Source organism: Xanthocytophaga agilis (assembly GCF_030068605.1).
Classification (GTDB): Bacteria; Bacteroidota; Bacteroidia; order Cytophagales; family 172606-1; genus Xanthocytophaga; species Xanthocytophaga agilis.
In genome coordinates, this window is record NZ_JASJOU010000002.1 from 355,298 (window position 1) to 373,102 (window position 17,805).

Consider the following 17,805-nt stretch of genomic DNA (forward strand, 5'->3'; position numbering starts at 1 on the left):
TTCAATTTTAATTAGTACTATGTATGTAAATACAGGATGAGCATTACACCGATATAGTTGTGAGTGTTTTAGTTGTGCTGTTTCCAGAGGTTCCACTACTATTTGAAGCCCGAACGCGACAATAGTATGTAGTAGTAGGATTCAATCCAAAGACATCTATTGTGTTTGATTGTCCTGTATCCAGGTTATTGTAACCAGAAACAAGAGCAGAGAAATTACTGGTTGTTGAAATATCTAATCGGTAGCTTGTTGCACCTGCTACATTTGTCCAGTGTAACCGGAAACCTTCAGAATTTATATCTGGCGATGTCGTTCTAAAAACAGGTACTCCAGGTGTTCCACCTGAATTACTGAGTACATCCTGTATAATATCCCATTTATACCAAATAGCATTATTAATCAGGACGCATACAATTTTCACAGTGTAATAACTATTAGCTGATAAGCTTGTAGACTTACCTGAAACTAGATAACTAAATGCTGGAAGATTAAGCGTTGCTCCATTTGGACCTGTACGCACATGATACACATTCTCATGATGTAAATAAGGATTGTAGAATGTAAAAGAGATAGTACCATTCCAGTAAACGTGTTGTCTGTTATTAACTAATACCTCCCAGTCTAGTAGAAGGTTTGTTCCCGCAATCTCTCCTGCTGATGCTGAATCAAGAGGAATTCCTACTAAACGTTGATAGCCTGATCTAGATAGAAAAACAGAATAATCTGTATCATTTGTATATGAAGGGCCAAATATTGTAATAGAATTACTTTCATCCGGATTACCTAGCTTAGGATAATATGCTGTATATCCTTTAAATGTACCAATTCCACCAAAAGATGCTATCGTTCCTATACTTAATGCAACTCCATATCGAAAATCATCTGCTGTGTACGCCCGAATATCCAACCCTCCATCCTGAAACTGAAAAGACAGAACTGCTTTATCTATGTCAGTATTAAAGGAACCATTTCGCAGAATAAAATCGAAGGGTTTTATCTGTACTTCCTCAATAGGGTCAAAATAAGTCTCCTGAGTTATGGCAACAGTATGGTTTTTAATTGCGATTGGTTGAAGGAAACTTTTTACTCCATCCACATTCTGATCATGATACTTGTCAATGAACTGAGTTGTATTCTGAATTTCCAGAATAAAGGCATTGTTTATATTAAATTGCTGTGCAACCCGACAGGCAAACCGCAATACAAACCAAGTTCCAGCAGGTCCGGAAAGAGTAAGACCATTTGGCGCAATAACATTGTTTGTATGATCTACATAGTTGGGTGTGTTATTGTCTGTTTGATCCAGGAAGAAATGTATGCTTACATCATCTGCATGTATCTTTAGGACTCGCAAACTCAACTCAAATGGATAGGTTGTACGAATGTTTCCAGGTATGTATAGATTCAAATCAGTAATAATATCAATACCCAATTTCTGATAAGATCTTATCACCATATTCCAGCTGGTAGGGTCATACCCTTCATCTAAATACAGATATAAATCCGATTGTGTAACAGGTGCTAATTCATCAACCGGAATATCATCAACAGAACCTTCAACTTTAGAAAAATTTAGATATATCCAGTCACCTTGTTCAAAGCTTAATTGAGTTTTACCTACAATTTGAGCAACAGTAGGTGCTTTATCATCCACCATTGCATCAAACTCTTCATCTGAAGCAAGTCCTGTAGATCCAGTATATGATATCACATTTCCAGATATAGAAATACCCGTTCCACCAGAATAAATTGTTTCTCCTGCTTGCTGACCACTTATAATCTCTCCAGGCTCGTTATAAAAGAAAGCCTGATTGGAATCAAATGTTATTAATACCAGTTTACGAACAATACCACTGTTATCTGGAATATCAATAGGATCTGTGAAGGTTATCTGACCTGCTGTTGCTGTAGATAAGAAATAAGCTGTATTAGGAAGAAGTCCCCAGCCTGTTACATCAATTAAACCATATAAAGTAAGTTCAGCCTGAGATACAGATATAATTCCGGTTACAACCCCGACAACTTCAGCATTGTTTACATCAGAGGCAATGGGTTTAACATAGTGTACCCCATCAAATCCAAGCAAAGTACCTACTGTATATCCACTATTAGGTATAATTAATTTAGTTTGTGAGAATCCGGATATCTTAGTATCAACTTGAGTTTTTGTGTAGATATCTGGTAATCCAGTTAAACCAGAATAAGCATGCGTATGTCCTGTAGATGCTTTGGAAGCAAGTTCTGTTGCAGTACTTGCAGTGTAACCTGTAAATGTTATTGTATCAACCTTAGAAGCTGTACTCGCAGATAACTCTATGAAGTTAGTGTCGACTTCGTTAATACTGAGTTTTGAGCCTTTGTTCTGATGTAAAGTGATCAATGATTATTCAACATAATCGCAATCCACATAGTTGGAATCAACATATTGCATGTTACACACTTCAACTATCTGGAAAGCGTTTTTATTTATTTGAAGTATATTCTGCTTCTGAGTAGAAGAGAAAACATACTTATAATTTGCTTCTGTAGTACCAAACCCAGCTTCTGATAATAGCATTGGACTAGGATATCCAATCATCCAGGTTCTACCATTTTTATCAGTTGCAATAAATATCAGTTGGGTATTAGTTAGCCTTTCCAGTAATTCATTTTTTTCTATTGTAAGTCCGTCAATCGTAAAGCCTAACTGGATATTATTGACTATACCATTTTTGCTATTAGTAGGCGTGACTTTAAAATAGATGTCATCTAGCCCTTTTAGATTAAATGGGTAAGCTGTAATATCAATTCTGACAACACTATCTTCCTTAATCACTACAGATTGAATACTGTCAGCTTTCATTGCTGATAACTCCCGAATACCTGTTAAACTAAAACCGCAAATGTCATAGTTTACAATGGGTAAAGTCTCAGGAAGGTTTGATGATACCAGCACCAGCTTCTGTTTATGTGTGCTGGCTAATTTAACCATATACTCTCCAGAGCCTGAATCATAATCATAGCCTGAAATCGTTGCAGTCTGTTGTAATCCGATTAACCAGAACTTACCATTACGATCCTGAAAAATGCTTATTATATCTTCTTTCAGGTAATCAAATAATCGATTTTTCAATACGCTGATTTCGGGCACCACAAACGAAACTTCAGTGGTGTATATCCACCCATTTCGGCTAAAGTTTGATATGGTTTCATAATTCAGATTTTGAATCTTCTCAAACTTAATCCAGTTAGTTAAAGCAGAAATATTAACTAGTTGGCCATCTGTAATGGTTGTACCAGTAATAGCACTCTTCCTGACCAGGAAAATAGAATTACCATTGGGTATATTAAACCCACAGCCATTATCAAATCCAGTATTCAGGTAGTTACGAAACATATTTCAGAAGCTCTACATAAATACTATCTGAACCGTATTTCATTATCAGATTGCTTGTTTCTTCTAGTTCTGGTAGGTCATCTATAAAAACCATATATGCTGTCTGGATTTCCATTATTGTTACATCCAGTTCTATTTCCGTTTCATTCAATTTCGATTGTATATGAAAAGTTGAACCTGTGATAGTGAATTCCGGAACATGGTTCTTATATATAATCAGAAGTGGATCAGTCTGGGATATTGTTTGCATTCATTTATTCAAAAATTTTATTTACTTCTTCTGTAGCATAACGGTAACCTATTTCCCCCCTTTTACCATTTGAAATCGAATGATGGATTAGCTGAATACTCATATTATTATCTATTGCAGCTTCCTTCAATGAATCATATCGTTTTATTATTTGTCCTGTTTCACGATTGTATTGCTCTACTTTCCGTTTTGTTGATGAAGGAAAAATCTGATATTCAACCATCTCTGATTCTGTTGCATATCGATATGAGAATCCGGATTTAATACCTGTACAAGAGCCATCAAGATATCTTACAATTGCACTGATGTGACAGTTATTTTCTTTTGCTGCAGAAAGTTGAGAAGAATATAACTTAACTATTTCATTAGTATTAATATTGTATTTCACAATGACTTTTGCACTAAGGTTATTTGTAGATCTATTTACTAATCGTTTACTTTTTAATCTAGTTTGTTCCTTCTTTAATTTTGCAGCTATTTCTCTTTCAGCACGTTTTTCTTCCCTTAAAAGTTCACTATGCTCTTTCCGTTGTTGAGCTAGTAGTGCTGCCTTCTCCGTTTTGGCTAATTGTATAGCTAATTTAAGTCTTTCTTTCTCCTCTTTTCGTTGTCTTATTTCAAGATCACGTTCTGCTTTTCTGGCAAGAATGCATTCTGTCTTTTCATCTTTCTTTCTGAGTAATTCTACTTTTGCCTTCTCTCGTAGCTGTTCTTTTATTTTTTTTATTTCAGCTCTCTTTGTTTGTACTTCTAACCTAGCTTCTCTTTTTTCTTCCTGCAGTCTATTTCGCTTTTCTTTCAGTTCTTGCTTTATTTTAATTTGCTGGAGCTTTTCTCTGAGTCTTTCTGCCTTTTCTTGTTGATTCTTCTCTTTTAATTCAATAATCCTTTTCTTATTTTCTTCACTCTTAATTTGACTCAGCCTTTTTCTTTCTTCTTTAACCTCTTTATCAATGATTCGTTTTAATTCTCCCTTTTTCTTTAATCTAGTCTCTTTATTAATAATCTGTTCTTGTTTTAATCGTTCAGTTTCTTCAACTTGTTTTAACTGTCTGATCTTTCTCTCTTCTGTTCTTTTCTCAGCATTCTTTTTTTTCAACTCAATACGTTTTTTTCTCTCTTCAGCCTTTACTCTTCTTTCAGTAGAAGTTTGTTCTCGTTTCTCTTTACGTAGTTCTTTTTCCCATTTCTCTTTTTCATTTTCCTTTTTGAAAAAAAACCTGCCTGGCATCTTACCATATTGCTTTTTATATTCTGCAACAGAAATATATCTATTCAGATTTTTCAAAAACTTATCATGAACCTGACGTTGTTGCCAATTTAACGCATTGAAATTAGGTAAAACTTCCACTAATGCCACAAAACTTTCCGCATAGCCATCGCGTCCATGATCAGATAACAACTCCAAAACTTCATCAAGGCGAGATTCTACTTTCACATCAAATTCTTCTGCCAGTACATATTCATCCATCTCTGCCTGGGGATCATAGCTATAATAGTTATCATAGCCTGATAAATCATCTTTCAATTCAAAACCTAAACGTTTCGATTTTTTGAAGTGATCGAAGAGATTGTTTCTGAAGACTATAAATAGGTAATCTTTATAGGAAGGAACAGGCTTATGTTCAGTCTGTTTTGAGAGGGTTATTAATACACTAGAAATAGCATCCAGATAATTATTATATATTATTTCGTCATCCAAATTACCAAATGTGAACCTGGCAAATTTTTCAAAATCCGTCTGCCAGTTTTGATAGTTAATACTAATTTCTTCTTCAAACTGTTTTCTGGCTTCTGTCATTTAACTACTATCTTTTAGTAGTAAATAGTTACCGGACCACGATGTTTCACCAGTTCACTTTTTACTTATTTTCTCATTAATAGCCATAACCAACTTTTAACTTTATATGAGTAAGAAACATTGGACTTACTTTGGTATAGGAATATTTCTGATATTCTGTATACCGGTAGTTTTGAATTTACCTGCATTCAGACCTGAGTTAGATTTTTCTCAATCTGGCCAGATTGGTGATACACTTGGTGGGATTACAGCACCCTTCATAAATATTATAGGAGGCCTTCTTATATATCTGTCTTTTCAAAAACAGGTAGAAGCAAATCAAAAACAAACAGAAGCTATCGCAAAACAGATAGAGGCAAACGAGTTACAAAGAGAAGCTTTAACAATTCAGCGAGAAGCATTAGAAAACGAACGTGAAAATTTAAAAGAGGAGATCAAACGAGCGAAAGATCAAGAAGAACTCCAGCTATTGGAGACAATGTTCAATGAATTTCGGAATGAAGTTCATCTATTAGAATATGAACAATATCATTATCAGTCAAACCCCATTCTTAAAGCAGATAATGCAATTGCAGCATTTTCAGATACACTACTTTTGGAGAAAGATCAAATATTTCAGATTACCCAAGATTCAGATGAAATAATTCATAAACGTATCAGGCAGAATATACAATTTATCATAGCACTTTCATATATACTTACTTCTTTTGCTTCTTTTCTTTTTCAGTTTGAAAACTCAACACTAGAATCAAATTCAAAAAGTGTATTATATACCAAATTTCATCTTTATTACTTAACCAAAATTGGTGTACATATTTATGGTACTTTCAAAATTGCCACTCAAATCACTTATTTAGAGGAATATGTAGTCATTGTAAAAACTATTAACGATAAATTAGATAAGTTTGAAAAGGAATATGATAGCATTATTCCTAAAATACAAATACCTGGTAGTCAATTGATTTAACAAACACACCAAACACTCAACTACAATGGCAAACAAAACGTATTTCATTGAAAAATTTCCTATTCATACCAATCTGGTCACCCTGGATTTAAGTGCGATCAAAAACAGAATACCGCAAGGTTATGAGGTTCGCAATTCAGATCCTGTTATCACCTTTACGGATCATCATGTAATAGTATCTTATGAATTAATACCAGAACGTGAAAAGTCACCTAATGATATAGCGGGTCCACTCTACAGTTAAAAGCAGAATAGGTACTACTCATTAACAAAATTAGTGGGTAGTATACCACCCCCTTACCCCAGAAAAAACACCTCGCAACTAATTGATTATCAATTGAATAGCACCTACTGTCAAGACAGAGGGTGATATAGAATAGAGAGAATAAATTAAATAAATAACAATATAAATTAATAGATATAAGATATTATGATAATTAGTTATTGTATATGATATTAATCGTAATAAATATAATATATGAGACACATAGAATAGTATAATTGATAAAAAAAAGGACCTGCCAAAATTAGCTAAATCATATTAGAAAAGTACAATTTTACATATAATCACACTTGTAACGTTCCTAACTCAGTATCACATATATCTTTTTCAGTTGCAGCAAAAAAAGTTTAAAAATATGGGTTACCTTTTAGGTACTTAGTGTATTAAGTACATATAGAATATACTTGATGTTAAAGTTCATCAATCCTCAAATAAAAAACCAATCTGGTTGCTGGATCCAGATTTAAATATAAAAACCAGCGAGCGATCACTCTCCCATCTGCAAATTACTGATAGAAAGGTATTTCAGATGTCCCACAGATGATAACTCGATAAACAAAGTACTATATAACTTTTAGTGTTTAACTCCTCCAAAGCCATCTTCGAGGCTCTATCCATTCATTCTGGAACGAAGATCTAAATAAAGTTTATAGTAGAGTTTAATGAATTTTTATCTTCCTGCAAACCTTAAAAACGTATTACAATTAGCCATTGAATCAGAAGAATTAAATGAACATATGAGGTTAAACTCTCATATGGATAAGTACTATCATGTTATTCACACACTGTATATCAAAAGGCATACAGAAAAATATAATGGCTTAGACAGCTTCCATAAGTTACACTCAGACATATTATCTGAATTGTATGGTGAAAGGTATTATAAAACCATACTCAACACATTGATTGAGTTAGGTATTATTGAATGTGACAATTATTATGTTACAACCACGAAAAGTAAAGGCTACCGGCTAACAGATAAGTATCGAACAACAAAGTTTGAGATGGTATCTCCTACTGATTCACAGTTCATTCAAAAGATCAAAGACTTCAAACATAGAAGCCAAGATCAGAAAATAAAGCTGAACAAAAGACTTTATAATCGCTTACAGTTAGATCTATCCAGTTTATCCATCCAGACAGAAAAAGCATTAGAGTATTGTGTAGCTGAAGTATGTAACCATTATAACATATCCAAACCGTGCTATACATCTATAATTGACGCTCAAAATCAGATTAGTGATTTGATAGAAAACAATGAATTGTATCTGAGTGAAATTGAGTTCCTGAAAAAGGAAAATGAAATTGCAGCAAAGGTCCAGGAGTACAGAACCAAAAAACTAACTGGTTTTAACTTTCTGAAATTCAAATCATATCTAATCAATATTACCCTGATAGCTGAAGGTGATATCAACTTTACCATCGACAGCAAAACAAATAGAGTCTATTCCTTTTTCACTTCTTTTCCGTCAAAGCTCCGGCAATTCTTACTATTAAACAATCACCCATTAGTATTTGCAGATATCCGGAATAGCCAGCCATTCTTATTTGCATGTATGTTAATTAGCTATTACAAACAACGCCACCTGGCATTACCGGATGATGTGAAGCATTATATTGAACTATGTAGATCAGGTAAGTTTTACGATTACCTGATGGAACAGGAAGGAATAACCCAGGAACATAGAAAGGAATGGAAAGCCAAGTTTTTCGAAAAAGTCTTTTTCAATAAACATTCAGAAAAGAAGGTATGGCAACAGGAAAAAGCAATGCAGAATCAATTTCCAAACGTATTCAAAGTAATCCTTCATTTGAAGGAAACTGATTACCGGACACTGGCACGAAACCTTCAACGGAAAGAAGCACAGATGTTTATTAACATTATTGCAAAAGCAATCTATAAGGATAACCTGAATGTGCAAATACTGACGTGTCATGACGCAATCTATACAACTCACGATCATATTGATTTAGTGGTGCATCATATTATGAAAAGCTATAAGGATATGTATAACATTCAGCCCACAATTGAAAAAGGATGTTATGAAGTTGAACCGGAACCTGCTGATTATCAAGTGGCGGATTTTTCCGCTTCGCATAATACCCAGCCAACTAGGTATACTCTTGAAGAGCTGGATTATATCAATAAAGCGTTAAAAGAGCTAGGTATAATAGAAGAAGAATTAACTGAAGAAATACCCATACCATTCTAAATTTTAATCTATATGACAACTAACGATTCAAGACTAAAAAATGCGATAATAAAAGAAATGTTTGGTGACACATTAGTCATTAATAAGAAGGGCCTACAGTTTCATTTTTCAAATAATATAGTGTCTGTATTTGATCAGATTAACGATAGACAGAAACTATATATGTCACTGGATCAAATCTTCAAACAAGCCCAAAGAAAAGACACTCTGAGCCGGATAGTTAATATAAATCAAATAGATATCCAGCATATATTCTAATATATAAATATAACTATATAAAGAATTTTCAATTACAATAAGCCATTTGATATAAATTTTCTAATATTTTTAAGCTTTTTCAAAAAATCAAACTACTTATATATGAACAGTAACTAATAAAAGGTTTCTGTAAAATATATAAGAATGTTTTTAAATGAAGACAATGGCAACATTACCCTAAAAACTGGCAGATCAGCTGAATTAGAAAGAATCAAAAATTATTTCAACCTGATTTTCGAATCAGAAAAAAGTGGTGAAAAATTCCCTGTACACTTAGCATATGTCTGGGAATTGGGTTATACAGAAAAAAGAACGGCTGTAGCTGCACTAAAGAAAAAGTATAAGGAAGGTTATGATTATCAGGTTTCGCAGAGTATTCTGCAAAACCCTCTTGGAGGTAGACCGGAAGAAATATACCACCTGACTACACAATGTTTCGAATACTTGATTGCACGTGAGCGAGACGAAATTTTTGAAGTATATCGGCAGTGCCGAATTGCGATAACCAGCCAGGTTAATCGAATGCCAACACATCCAGAAGCATTAAGAGGATGGGCAACAGCACTTGAAGCAAATCAATTATTGCAGTCAGAGAATAAAGAACTAGCCAGAGAAGTTAATCAATTAACTGTTGTAGTTGATCAACAGAATGAAGCTATCCGAAAAAAAGAAGCAGAAGTTGACCTACTTATCGGTGTAAAAAACACATACACCATAACTGATATTGCAAAAGAACTTCAGATCTCCGCGAAGGCATTAAATCAGAGGCTTCTTAATGAGAAGGTTATCTACTTTACCAATAAAGACAGGTATGAATATTCATACTACGCCCACTATAGTAATTACTTTATCCGGAAACAGTTTAAAACACCTTCAGGCTTTAGTTCATTTACCCTACACGTAACTCCAGAAGGAAGGCTTTGGTTACTAAAAAGATTTAAAAAGGAGGTTGAGTAATGAGATTGATGATACTTGTAATCTTTTTTGCATTCGTTATTCGAATGTTTCTTCCGGAAAGGAGGCATTATGACCGGAACTGAATTTATTCAAATCGTTGATGAACTTATTGATACTTGTTTACAATCAGAAGAATTATTAAGCATTCACCAAAAGTCTGAAGTCATACAGAAACTACTGGATGCTCAACGAATGCTAACCAAAACCAATAAAGAAAAGTGCCGGTATATTTTTCGATCTACTACAAATCATCTCTGCAAAAAAGCAGCTCTGGCATATTGCTATAATTCAGAAATACAGATTGAAAATCTGGCACTGATAGAACGTTTCTTCCTCATCGAAAGAACTAAAAGAGTGAAGTACTTCAAAACGGTTGAACAATTATTGATTAGATAACTATGTGCCGGATTCACTGTCCGGCATTTTTATACCTTTCAAAACTTTTCCACATTCTTGTTCGAAAAACACACTAATCAAGAAGATATTTCACATCTATACGTTGTTTCGACCATCCCGAATTAGTTGGTACAGCTCCATGATGTTCTATTACTAAACGATGACCTTGATACATGCCTTCATACCAATATGTAAATTGGCCTTTATGTAATCCCAGCTTCTGCATTTTTTCCTCATAACAATTAGTATTAAAACTATATTGGTTCACACCTTTAAACTTTGACCAACCGTAACATGACTCAATCATCTTATTGATTTTTGCTTCAACTATTGACTTCTTTTTTTGAAACGCTTCGTACCTAGCCTTCTCTTTGGCTATAATTTCTGGATGTTCTCGTTCCAATTTTAATCTACGTTCGGTTGCACGTTCAGCCTGCACACGACTGAGGGAATCAATACTGGCTTGACTTTTCCTCTGAAGTTCTTCTGTTTCCTTTTCTGCAAAATAACTGGAGCATTTACTAACAAAGAAAACCACTATAACTACAACTATTAATGCTATACCCAGAACCGGATCATTTTTAGCTGATTTTCGACGTCCCATAGAACTTAAGTTTGGATTTTCGTTTTATGTTTTTTTGCCTAATAAGGTGAACATATTTACACCTATAATTCGATTCCAGATATCATTTTCACTATTTTTAAACGTAGAAAGGTTACAAATTTGGATTTTTATCATAAAAGGTATCACTAACTCAGAAAAATGGAAGAAACTACACTAACTGAAACTCAGCCTAAAACAGAGAAAAAACCAATCATTGACTTTGAATTTCTTTCAAAAGCCGTTCCCATTCTAGTATCGATAATCTTACTTATTGGCATTCTAAAAGTGCATATATATTATAAGGCATTTAACTTGCCAATATTGGACTATATGGATGTATCAGAAGTATTTACATATTTTATACATGATCTGTATGTATCTATCTGGTTCTTATTAATGATTCCGTTCTATTTTTTTCGGGTACTTGATCATGGTTTAGATAAGCATTTTGAGGAAAGAATGGAGAACCTTAGCAAAAGACCTTTCTTATTGAGAACTGCATATTATACCCGAAATTCTGTAATAGCTACATTTTTTCTTACTGGAATCGCATTATCAGCTTTTAGTATATATCTCAGAGATCACATAAACAAGGCCGTACATCCAATAAGTTTATTAATACTATCTACATTAATGTTATTCCTGCTGGAATTTTTGAAAGAAGTAAAAATTAGATTAATGAAATACAATGTTCCTTTTGGTAGGACTACATATTGGTTTACCTGGGGCCTATGCATTGGTTTATATTTATTATTCAGTAACACATATAGCTTAATCCAACATACAAAACTAGGTAGATATAAATATGTAACTATTACTCTTGATGACAAAGAAGTAAAAGGGAGCATCACTCAGTATTACATAGGTAAGAGCAAAGATTATGTATTCTGGTACAATACTACGGATAGCAGTACCACTGTATATAAAATGGATGACATCAAACAAATTCGATATAAGTAATCTATTCAATCATCAAAACAATCTTTAAAGACCTTGAAAAAGATTATAGAGATTATACCCGTATTAACAGCAGCATTGCTTTATCTGGGATATTGTCACATCTATTATTACTATGACACCTTTGGAGTTAATATATATAGTTATGTATCCAGCTCTGAATTGCTCTTACTATTTTTGCCAACACTGATATATTCTACAGGAGTCATTTTGATTGGCCTTACAAGTAATTTAATAAAAACATTTCTTGATAATTATAATCAAATCGAACGTGAGAGAAATACGCAGGAAGAGAATGCACCATCCACACTAACTCCATCAAATACACAAACAAGTAACTCAAAATGGTCTGTATTTTTAAGAAAGGCAGGGAAATTCATTTTTAATTATTTCCAACCACCAGTATATGGTGCATTCTCTTTCCTATTCCTTTCATTTGCCATAACTCAATTGATAATGAGTTTTTATCAGATTAAGAATTATCAGCTTAAAGAAATATTTCTTTTCATCGATATAATCTTTCTTTTCTTAATTTTTAATGGTCTTCTTCGTTACAAGGAATACCTTAAAAGGAATATTCTTCTAATAATAACCTTCATGATATTTTATATAGGTAAATCAATTATTGGTAGTTATAGGGTTCAACAAGCTCAGGAAATTATGGATGGATATGCAATATCTAATGTATCATTTCAATACAACAATCATAAAATTGTCACTACTTCAAGTTTATTATATATAGGGCAGACTGAACAATACTTATTTCTTTATAATAGAACCAATAAATCTATTCCAATATTCAAAATGGAAAATGTAGATTCATTAGTAGTACAAAAAATTGCAAAGCATTAACAGTTTGCATACCCCATCATCAGTTCCCCTGGCCTTTACCGGAATCGCCTAACCGAATACAAATATATCACAAAACACTGAAAACCAACAAATTAATTCTTGACACCTATAAAAGCATTTTGTAAATTAGATTTTTCAAAATAGCTAAACGGGCGTTCAATAAAATTTATAACTATTTGATTTTCAGAATGAAAAAACAATACATTGCTTATTATAGGGTCAGTACGCAGAAACAAGGCCAGTCCGGATTAGGATTGGAAGCACAGCGTCAAACTGTGCATAGTCATTGCAAAAATGGCACAATTGTGTCAGAATATACTGAGGTTATTTCAGGTAAAGGGAACGGTACGATTCAATTAGTGAGTGCCTTGACAGAGTGCAAAAAGATAGGTGCAACACTGGTAATTGCAAAGCTGGATAGGTTATCCAGAAACGTTGGTTTCATCAACAACTTAATGGAAGCTGGAGTACGTTTCCAATGCTGTGATATGCCGGAAGCCAATGAATTAACCATCAATATCTTTGCAGCATTAGCACAACACGAACGCAAACTGATAAGTGAACGAACAAAAGCGGCATTAGCTGCAAAAAAATCACTGGGTTTCAAACTAGGTAAGAATAACTTCAAACCGGATTCTGTAACTAAGTCTATTTTAAGTAGGCAAACAAAAAATAAAGACTTCTACAAAAAACATAGAGAGCTAGCAAATTTATACAGGAACAATGGATTAACTCTCCAGCAGATTGCAGATAAATTAAATGAACTGGATTTTCATACTATTAACGGAAAATCTTTCAAACCTCAGACTATCAAAAACCTTCTTTCAGCCGGAAATTAAATCCGGCTTTTTTTATTTCTATCCTTCCTAAAATAGAGTCCTGCTCCTATTTACAATAAAAGGAACATTGGTAACCCCAGAACAATTTCTAGCATGGTATGCGAACAATATGTCCAGGCTGCGAACAAAAACTAATGCAACTGAAGATCTATTATCTGAACTGGTACTAAATATTTATGATAAGATACAAAATGGTTCCGTAGCCTTTACCGACGACTACGAAAAACTAGAGTCGTACTTGTTGTTGTCTTGTTTAAATAACCAGGTTCAGGAAAAGAACAGACAGAAACGTGAAAGCAAAAATGCAAATGAGTATTACAACCAGATTGCAGATCAGTCAGTTGTTGATGATTTCAACCTATATGATTCGATTATGCAGTATGCATTCAGTACTTATCCATTTTTAGAAGCATGTGCATTTAAAGCCTATGTGGTTCATAAGGCTACTTATCAGCAGTTGGCTGATGATCTGGGTTGGAGTTATCGGAAAACCTACCAAACTGTAAATAAAATTAAAGAAGATATAGCTCACAGATATGGACTATCAGATGATTAAAGAATTGCTGGATGACATTGAGAAAACCGGACAAGTCACAGAACAGCAAAACCAACAGGTTGCAGATATACTTACCCAACATATCGGAATAAAACACGGACCTACCAGTTGTAAGCCCTGCATTAAAGAACGCATCACAACACTACGTGATCTAATTAAAAGTCAACCGGAAAGTGAATGAGTATTGCAGAATTGATTGATGCAGAATACCAACAAACTCAGACTACCAGAATGGCACAAAGCCTATTTGACATTATCTCAGATACCCAGTATGAAATGGAAGATGTGTTGATAATGCAGGTTGAAGAGTTTGAACAAAACTTTAATATAAAAATGGTAAATGGGTAGTAAGACTGAGAAGGGTTTGGCAGTGATGAATAAAGTCCCAGCTATTATAAAAACTGCAAATAAAAATGAGCGTATTGAATTCATTTTCGATTGCATGAGTCAGGGTATGCGTTACAATGCAATTGTTAAGGCATTTGCAGCCAAATATGATTGCACTGAACGAAACGCAAAGAAGTACATGACAGAGGCTGACTCAATTCTAAATCAGCACCGTCAGGAATCCGCAATTAAAACGGCTAACCGTATCAGACTCCAATACCAAAGGATCTTTGAGAAGGCAATGGAAGATGGAAACCTTGGAGTGGCAAAAAGTACTTTGGATTCAATTAAAAATATGGAAGGCCTTGATGGCATTGTAAAAACAGCAAACCTTAATCTCAATCAAAATAGTGAGGTTGATCTTTCAAAGCTGAATACTGATGAATTAAAGTTGTATCAGTCATTACTAATTAAAGCTCAAAGTGATGAGAAGAATTGATACAAGCATCATTATTCCAGGTTGAAGCAGAGTTATATCGAAAGTCCTTTTATGAATTCTACAAAGGAAGTTTTTCAGTTTTGGAACCTGGTGTTGAATACATTGATGGATGGTTTATAAAGTATCTATGTGACCGATTACAGCAGGAATGTGAACGTATAATCCGGAAGGAAAGAAAGCAGAAAGATATCATCATCAATATTCCCCCCAGAACCAGCAAGTCGTTAATTATTTCAGTGGCTTTTCCAGTCTGGTGTTGGTTGAAAGATTCCAGATTGAAGTTTATATGTGCTTCATATTCATCTTCACTATCACTTGAGTTATCGGTTAAGTCTCGGGACTTATTGCAAAGTGATTGGTTGAAAGCAAGATTTCCAAATCTTCATATAAAAGATGACAGCAATACGAAATCCAGCTTTATTAATATAGATGGTGGTCAACGAATTAGTACTTCTATTGAAGGTACACTTACAGGTAAAGGTGCTAACTTCCTTTTGGTAGACGACCCGCAAATGCCATCCCAGGCTGAATCAGAGGCAGAAAGTCAGAACACTATCAACTGGTTCAAGGGGACGGCTTACAACCGTTTAAACAACGAAAAAAGTGATGTACGGATTATTGTTCAGCAACGGTTAAACGAGAAAGATCTAACAAGTTATCTATTAGAGAATTCACCTGAGTCATATGAACATATCTGTTTACCTGTCGAATTAACTGATGATGTCAAACCGGAAAGCCTGAAAGAATTTTATAAAGATAATCTTCTTTGGCCTGATAGATTCGATACCCAGATTATCGAACAATACAAAAAGAACCTGGGTAGTCGCAAATACGCTGGCCAGTATTTACAAAGTCCAGCTCCAGCCGATGGCTTGTTATTCAAACGTGACTGGTTTAAGATTATCAAACGAAGTGAATTTGATATCCGATTCAAAAATAAAGATACACCAGACCAAGATAAAATAACCTGGAATGTAATTATTGACCCGGCAGAAACGGAAAAACAGAACAATGACCCTACAGGTATTTTAGTGTATTGTTATAAAGGTGATGAGTTATATATCAACTGGATACAGAATGTCAGAAAAGACTTTACCAATCTATTGAAATACCTACGTGAAGTATTACCCAGTTATCTAAAACCTGAAAGCCGGGTAATGATCGAAGGTAAATCTTCTGGTAAGTCCATCATCAGTCAGTTGAAACTAACAACTAACTGGAATGTCATTGAATTGCAACCAGGACGTGATAGTAAGTTCATACGTGCAGAATCCATCACAGCGTTTGCGGAAAGTGGTAAACTACACTTGATAGAAGGGAATTGGAATGAAGAATACATTAGCCAACTTATCACCTTTCCAAATGGGAAACATGACGAGTTAGTAGACTGCACAGTATATGCAGTTAAAAATAAGAGTAAACAAATAGAATTCTTTTTAGCATAAATGATAGATTTTCAAATTGATAGTAAACCCCACACTTTAAAAACTCAGCTTGCAGAATTAACATTTGCTGAATTGCTACAAATCATCCAAATCCAGAAACAAACAGAACTTTCCAACCTGGAAAAGTCCGGTAAAATACTGGCACTACTCAGTGGCCTGGATGAAGAACTGATCAATGATGCAGAACCAGTGCTGGTTATTAAGTTAATAGAGCAAGTACAACTATTTGAAGAACTTACCAAAGAGTTCGAACCTATCAAACAATTCAAACACAATAACCAGACTTATACAGTCAAAGACCTGCAAAAAGCCACTTTTAAAGAATTTGCTGACTGGGAAAAATCTACATCTGTTCTGGAAGGTTTAGAATCCTATCCCTATCAACTGGCAATACTTGTACGTTTGTCTGGTGAAAAATATGAAGATTATGATGTGATGGAACGTGCTGAAGGATTTAAACAATTACCTGCAAGTATAGTATTATGCGTGGCTGCTTTTTTTTTATCCAGTTCAAGACAATCAGAAGCACATTTCCAAAACTATTTACTGGTAACGGAGATGAGAAAACACCTAATTCAGACACTGAAAGAACTAAACAAGATCTACAAACCCAATTCTGGAAAGCCTACGGTTGGTGGAGTTATATCTATGATATGGTGGCAGAAACTCCTGGTCAAATTCCTATTATCGAAAATCTCCCAGTCATGACAGCCTTTGATTACCTGGTTTACAGGATGGATAGAGAGTCCTTAAATAAAAGTTTAAAAATCGAAAACCTTTAATGGAGTTTAATAAAAATGCAGGACAGGATTTACTGGATGTCTTTTGTTCTGTAACCGGAGTATCTGCTAGTCATCCAGCTATAGCTAAAGTAGATTATGGAGAAACAGCAGACTTTGCAGATCAGAATCTATATCCGTTGGCATTCCTTGAATTACCATTCCAAATTCAGGAAGATAAACAAACAGAAGAGTATAGCATTGCTTTGAATGTGTTGGACAGATTTGATGTAGAAAACCAACGTATTCTAACACTATCCAAGTGTAAACAGATCCTTTCCCAGATCAAAGAGAAACTAAAAGAACGGTTTGTATCTGTATCAGATGGCAGTTATCTAACCTATGATGAAACTGGTTCTGATCAGGCTGTAGGTATAAGAATGGAATTTACTGCAACAGTCACCAAAATGCCAATAAAATGTAATGACATATTTAGTTAGTCCAGT

20 protein-coding genes are annotated in these 17,805 nt (G+C 34.2%); 15 read left to right on the top strand and 5 right to left on the bottom strand.

What is annotated here, in order from left to right; all coding sequences use genetic code 11:
- Positions 1–43 precede the first annotated feature (43 nt).
- From QNI22_RS08270 to QNI22_RS08285, 4 genes are read right to left on the bottom strand one after another with little or no spacing between them, the layout of a single operon-like run.
- A complete protein-coding gene (locus QNI22_RS08270) occupies positions 44–2,380 on the bottom strand; it encodes a fibronectin type III domain-containing protein (protein WP_314510168.1) in 2,337 nt (778 codons plus the stop codon).
- 3 nt (positions 2,381–2,383) lie between these two features.
- Positions 2,384–3,376 (bottom strand): hypothetical protein, encoded by a 993-nt coding sequence (locus tag QNI22_RS08275; RefSeq protein ID WP_314510169.1) that lies wholly within the window; start codon positions 3,374–3,376, stop codon positions 2,384–2,386.
- Positions 3,366–3,626, bottom strand: coding sequence for a hypothetical protein (locus QNI22_RS08280; RefSeq protein ID WP_314510170.1), 261 nt, complete (start codon positions 3,624–3,626; stop codon positions 3,366–3,368). The genes QNI22_RS08275 and QNI22_RS08280 overlap by 11 nt, the downstream gene beginning before the upstream one ends.
- Before the next feature lie 4 nt (positions 3,627–3,630).
- Positions 3,631–5,427, bottom strand: coding sequence for a hypothetical protein (locus tag QNI22_RS08285; RefSeq protein ID WP_314510171.1), 1,797 nt, complete (start codon positions 5,425–5,427; stop codon positions 3,631–3,633).
- A 106-nt stretch (positions 5,428–5,533) separates the two neighbouring features.
- Here QNI22_RS08285 and QNI22_RS08290 point away from each other — a divergent pair, with 106 nt between their 5' ends.
- From QNI22_RS08290 to QNI22_RS08310, 5 genes are all read left to right on the top strand, one after another.
- A complete protein-coding gene (locus tag QNI22_RS08290) occupies positions 5,534–6,394 on the top strand; it encodes a DNA translocase FtsK 4TM domain-containing protein (RefSeq protein WP_314510173.1) in 861 nt (286 codons plus the stop codon).
- A 25-nt stretch (positions 6,395–6,419) separates the two neighbouring features.
- Positions 6,420–6,638: a hypothetical protein gene (locus QNI22_RS08295; RefSeq protein ID WP_314510174.1), complete on the top strand. Its 219-nt coding sequence runs from the start codon at positions 6,420–6,422 to the stop codon at positions 6,636–6,638.
- Between the two features lie 701 nt (positions 6,639–7,339).
- The gene (locus QNI22_RS08300) at positions 7,340–8,890 is read left to right on the top strand and encodes a hypothetical protein (RefSeq protein ID WP_314510175.1); all 1,551 of its coding nucleotides are present in this window, start codon (positions 7,340–7,342) and stop codon (positions 8,888–8,890) included.
- Positions 8,891–9,292: 402 nt separating this feature from the next.
- Positions 9,293–10,105 (top strand): phage antirepressor KilAC domain-containing protein, encoded by an 813-nt coding sequence (locus QNI22_RS08305; RefSeq protein WP_314510176.1) that lies wholly within the window; start codon positions 9,293–9,295, stop codon positions 10,103–10,105.
- A 27-nt stretch (positions 10,106–10,132) separates the two neighbouring features.
- Complete coding sequence (locus QNI22_RS08310) at positions 10,133–10,501, top strand: hypothetical protein (protein WP_314510177.1); 369 nt, start codon at positions 10,133–10,135, stop codon at positions 10,499–10,501.
- Between the two features lie 73 nt (positions 10,502–10,574).
- On the opposite strand, the gene QNI22_RS08315 is transcribed toward QNI22_RS08310, so the two are convergent.
- Positions 10,575–11,105, bottom strand: a complete 531-nt coding sequence (locus tag QNI22_RS08315; RefSeq protein WP_314510178.1) for a hypothetical protein — start codon at positions 11,103–11,105, stop codon at positions 10,575–10,577.
- A gap of 159 nt (positions 11,106–11,264) precedes the next feature.
- Here QNI22_RS08315 and QNI22_RS08320 point away from each other — a divergent pair, with 159 nt between their 5' ends.
- The 10 genes from QNI22_RS08320 to QNI22_RS08365 all read left to right on the top strand — a co-directional run bounded on the left by QNI22_RS08320 (position 11,265) and on the right by QNI22_RS08365 (position 17,799).
- Positions 11,265–12,065, top strand: coding sequence for a hypothetical protein (locus tag QNI22_RS08320; RefSeq protein WP_314510179.1), 801 nt, complete (start codon positions 11,265–11,267; stop codon positions 12,063–12,065).
- 33 nt (positions 12,066–12,098) lie between these two features.
- Entirely contained in the window at positions 12,099–12,914 is an 816-nt protein-coding gene (locus QNI22_RS08325) for a hypothetical protein (RefSeq protein ID WP_314510180.1), read from the top strand.
- A 188-nt stretch (positions 12,915–13,102) separates the two neighbouring features.
- Positions 13,103–13,753, top strand: a complete 651-nt coding sequence (locus QNI22_RS08330; protein ID WP_314510181.1) for a recombinase family protein — start codon at positions 13,103–13,105, stop codon at positions 13,751–13,753.
- A gap of 109 nt (positions 13,754–13,862) precedes the next feature.
- Positions 13,863–14,309, top strand: coding sequence for a hypothetical protein (locus tag QNI22_RS08335; protein ID WP_314510182.1), 447 nt, complete (start codon positions 13,863–13,865; stop codon positions 14,307–14,309).
- Entirely contained in the window at positions 14,290–14,490 is a 201-nt protein-coding gene (locus tag QNI22_RS08340) for a hypothetical protein (RefSeq protein WP_314510183.1), read from the top strand. Before QNI22_RS08335 ends, QNI22_RS08340 begins: the two co-directional genes overlap by 20 nt.
- Entirely contained in the window at positions 14,487–14,657 is a 171-nt protein-coding gene (locus QNI22_RS08345; RefSeq protein WP_314510184.1) for a hypothetical protein, read from the top strand. Before QNI22_RS08340 ends, QNI22_RS08345 begins: the two co-directional genes overlap by 4 nt.
- Complete coding sequence (locus tag QNI22_RS08350; RefSeq protein WP_314510185.1) at positions 14,650–15,135, top strand: hypothetical protein; 486 nt, start codon at positions 14,650–14,652, stop codon at positions 15,133–15,135. The genes QNI22_RS08345 and QNI22_RS08350 overlap by 8 nt, the downstream gene beginning before the upstream one ends.
- Positions 15,132–16,580: a phage terminase large subunit family protein gene (locus QNI22_RS08355; RefSeq protein WP_314510186.1), complete on the top strand. Its 1,449-nt coding sequence runs from the start codon at positions 15,132–15,134 to the stop codon at positions 16,578–16,580. The genes QNI22_RS08350 and QNI22_RS08355 overlap by 4 nt, the downstream gene beginning before the upstream one ends.
- Positions 16,581–17,288, top strand: coding sequence for a hypothetical protein (locus QNI22_RS08360; protein ID WP_314510187.1), 708 nt, complete (start codon positions 16,581–16,583; stop codon positions 17,286–17,288).
- A 73-nt stretch (positions 17,289–17,361) separates the two neighbouring features.
- Complete coding sequence (locus QNI22_RS08365; protein WP_314510188.1) at positions 17,362–17,799, top strand: hypothetical protein; 438 nt, start codon at positions 17,362–17,364, stop codon at positions 17,797–17,799.
- The last annotated feature ends 6 nt before the right edge of the window (positions 17,800–17,805 follow it).

Coding starts and splice junctions, on each gene's coding strand:
- QNI22_RS08275 (WP_314510169.1), bottom strand. CDS start 3,376: ATGTTTCGTAACTACCTGAATACTGGATTTGATAATGGCTGTGGGTTT.
- QNI22_RS08280 (WP_314510170.1), bottom strand. CDS start 3,626: ATGCAAACAATATCCCAGACTGATCCACTTCTGATTATATATAAGAAC.
- QNI22_RS08285 (WP_314510171.1), bottom strand. CDS start 5,427: ATGACAGAAGCCAGAAAACAGTTTGAAGAAGAAATTAGTATTAACTAT.
- QNI22_RS08290 (WP_314510173.1), top strand. CDS start 5,534: ATGAGTAAGAAACATTGGACTTACTTTGGTATAGGAATATTTCTGATA.
- QNI22_RS08295 (WP_314510174.1), top strand. CDS start 6,420: ATGGCAAACAAAACGTATTTCATTGAAAAATTTCCTATTCATACCAAT.
- QNI22_RS08300 (WP_314510175.1), top strand. CDS start 7,340: ATGAATTTTTATCTTCCTGCAAACCTTAAAAACGTATTACAATTAGCC.
- QNI22_RS08305 (WP_314510176.1), top strand. CDS start 9,293: ATGTTTTTAAATGAAGACAATGGCAACATTACCCTAAAAACTGGCAGA.
- QNI22_RS08315 (WP_314510178.1), bottom strand. CDS start 11,105: ATGGGACGTCGAAAATCAGCTAAAAATGATCCGGTTCTGGGTATAGCA.
- QNI22_RS08320 (WP_314510179.1), top strand. CDS start 11,265: ATGGAAGAAACTACACTAACTGAAACTCAGCCTAAAACAGAGAAAAAA.
- QNI22_RS08330 (WP_314510181.1), top strand. CDS start 13,103: ATGAAAAAACAATACATTGCTTATTATAGGGTCAGTACGCAGAAACAA.
- QNI22_RS08335 (WP_314510182.1), top strand. CDS start 13,863: ATGTCCAGGCTGCGAACAAAAACTAATGCAACTGAAGATCTATTATCT.
- QNI22_RS08340 (WP_314510183.1), top strand. CDS start 14,290: ATGGACTATCAGATGATTAAAGAATTGCTGGATGACATTGAGAAAACC.
- QNI22_RS08345 (WP_314510184.1), top strand. CDS start 14,487: ATGAGTATTGCAGAATTGATTGATGCAGAATACCAACAAACTCAGACT.
- QNI22_RS08350 (WP_314510185.1), top strand. CDS start 14,650: ATGGGTAGTAAGACTGAGAAGGGTTTGGCAGTGATGAATAAAGTCCCA.
- QNI22_RS08360 (WP_314510187.1), top strand. CDS start 16,581: ATGATAGATTTTCAAATTGATAGTAAACCCCACACTTTAAAAACTCAG.
- QNI22_RS08365 (WP_314510188.1), top strand. CDS start 17,362: ATGGAGTTTAATAAAAATGCAGGACAGGATTTACTGGATGTCTTTTGT.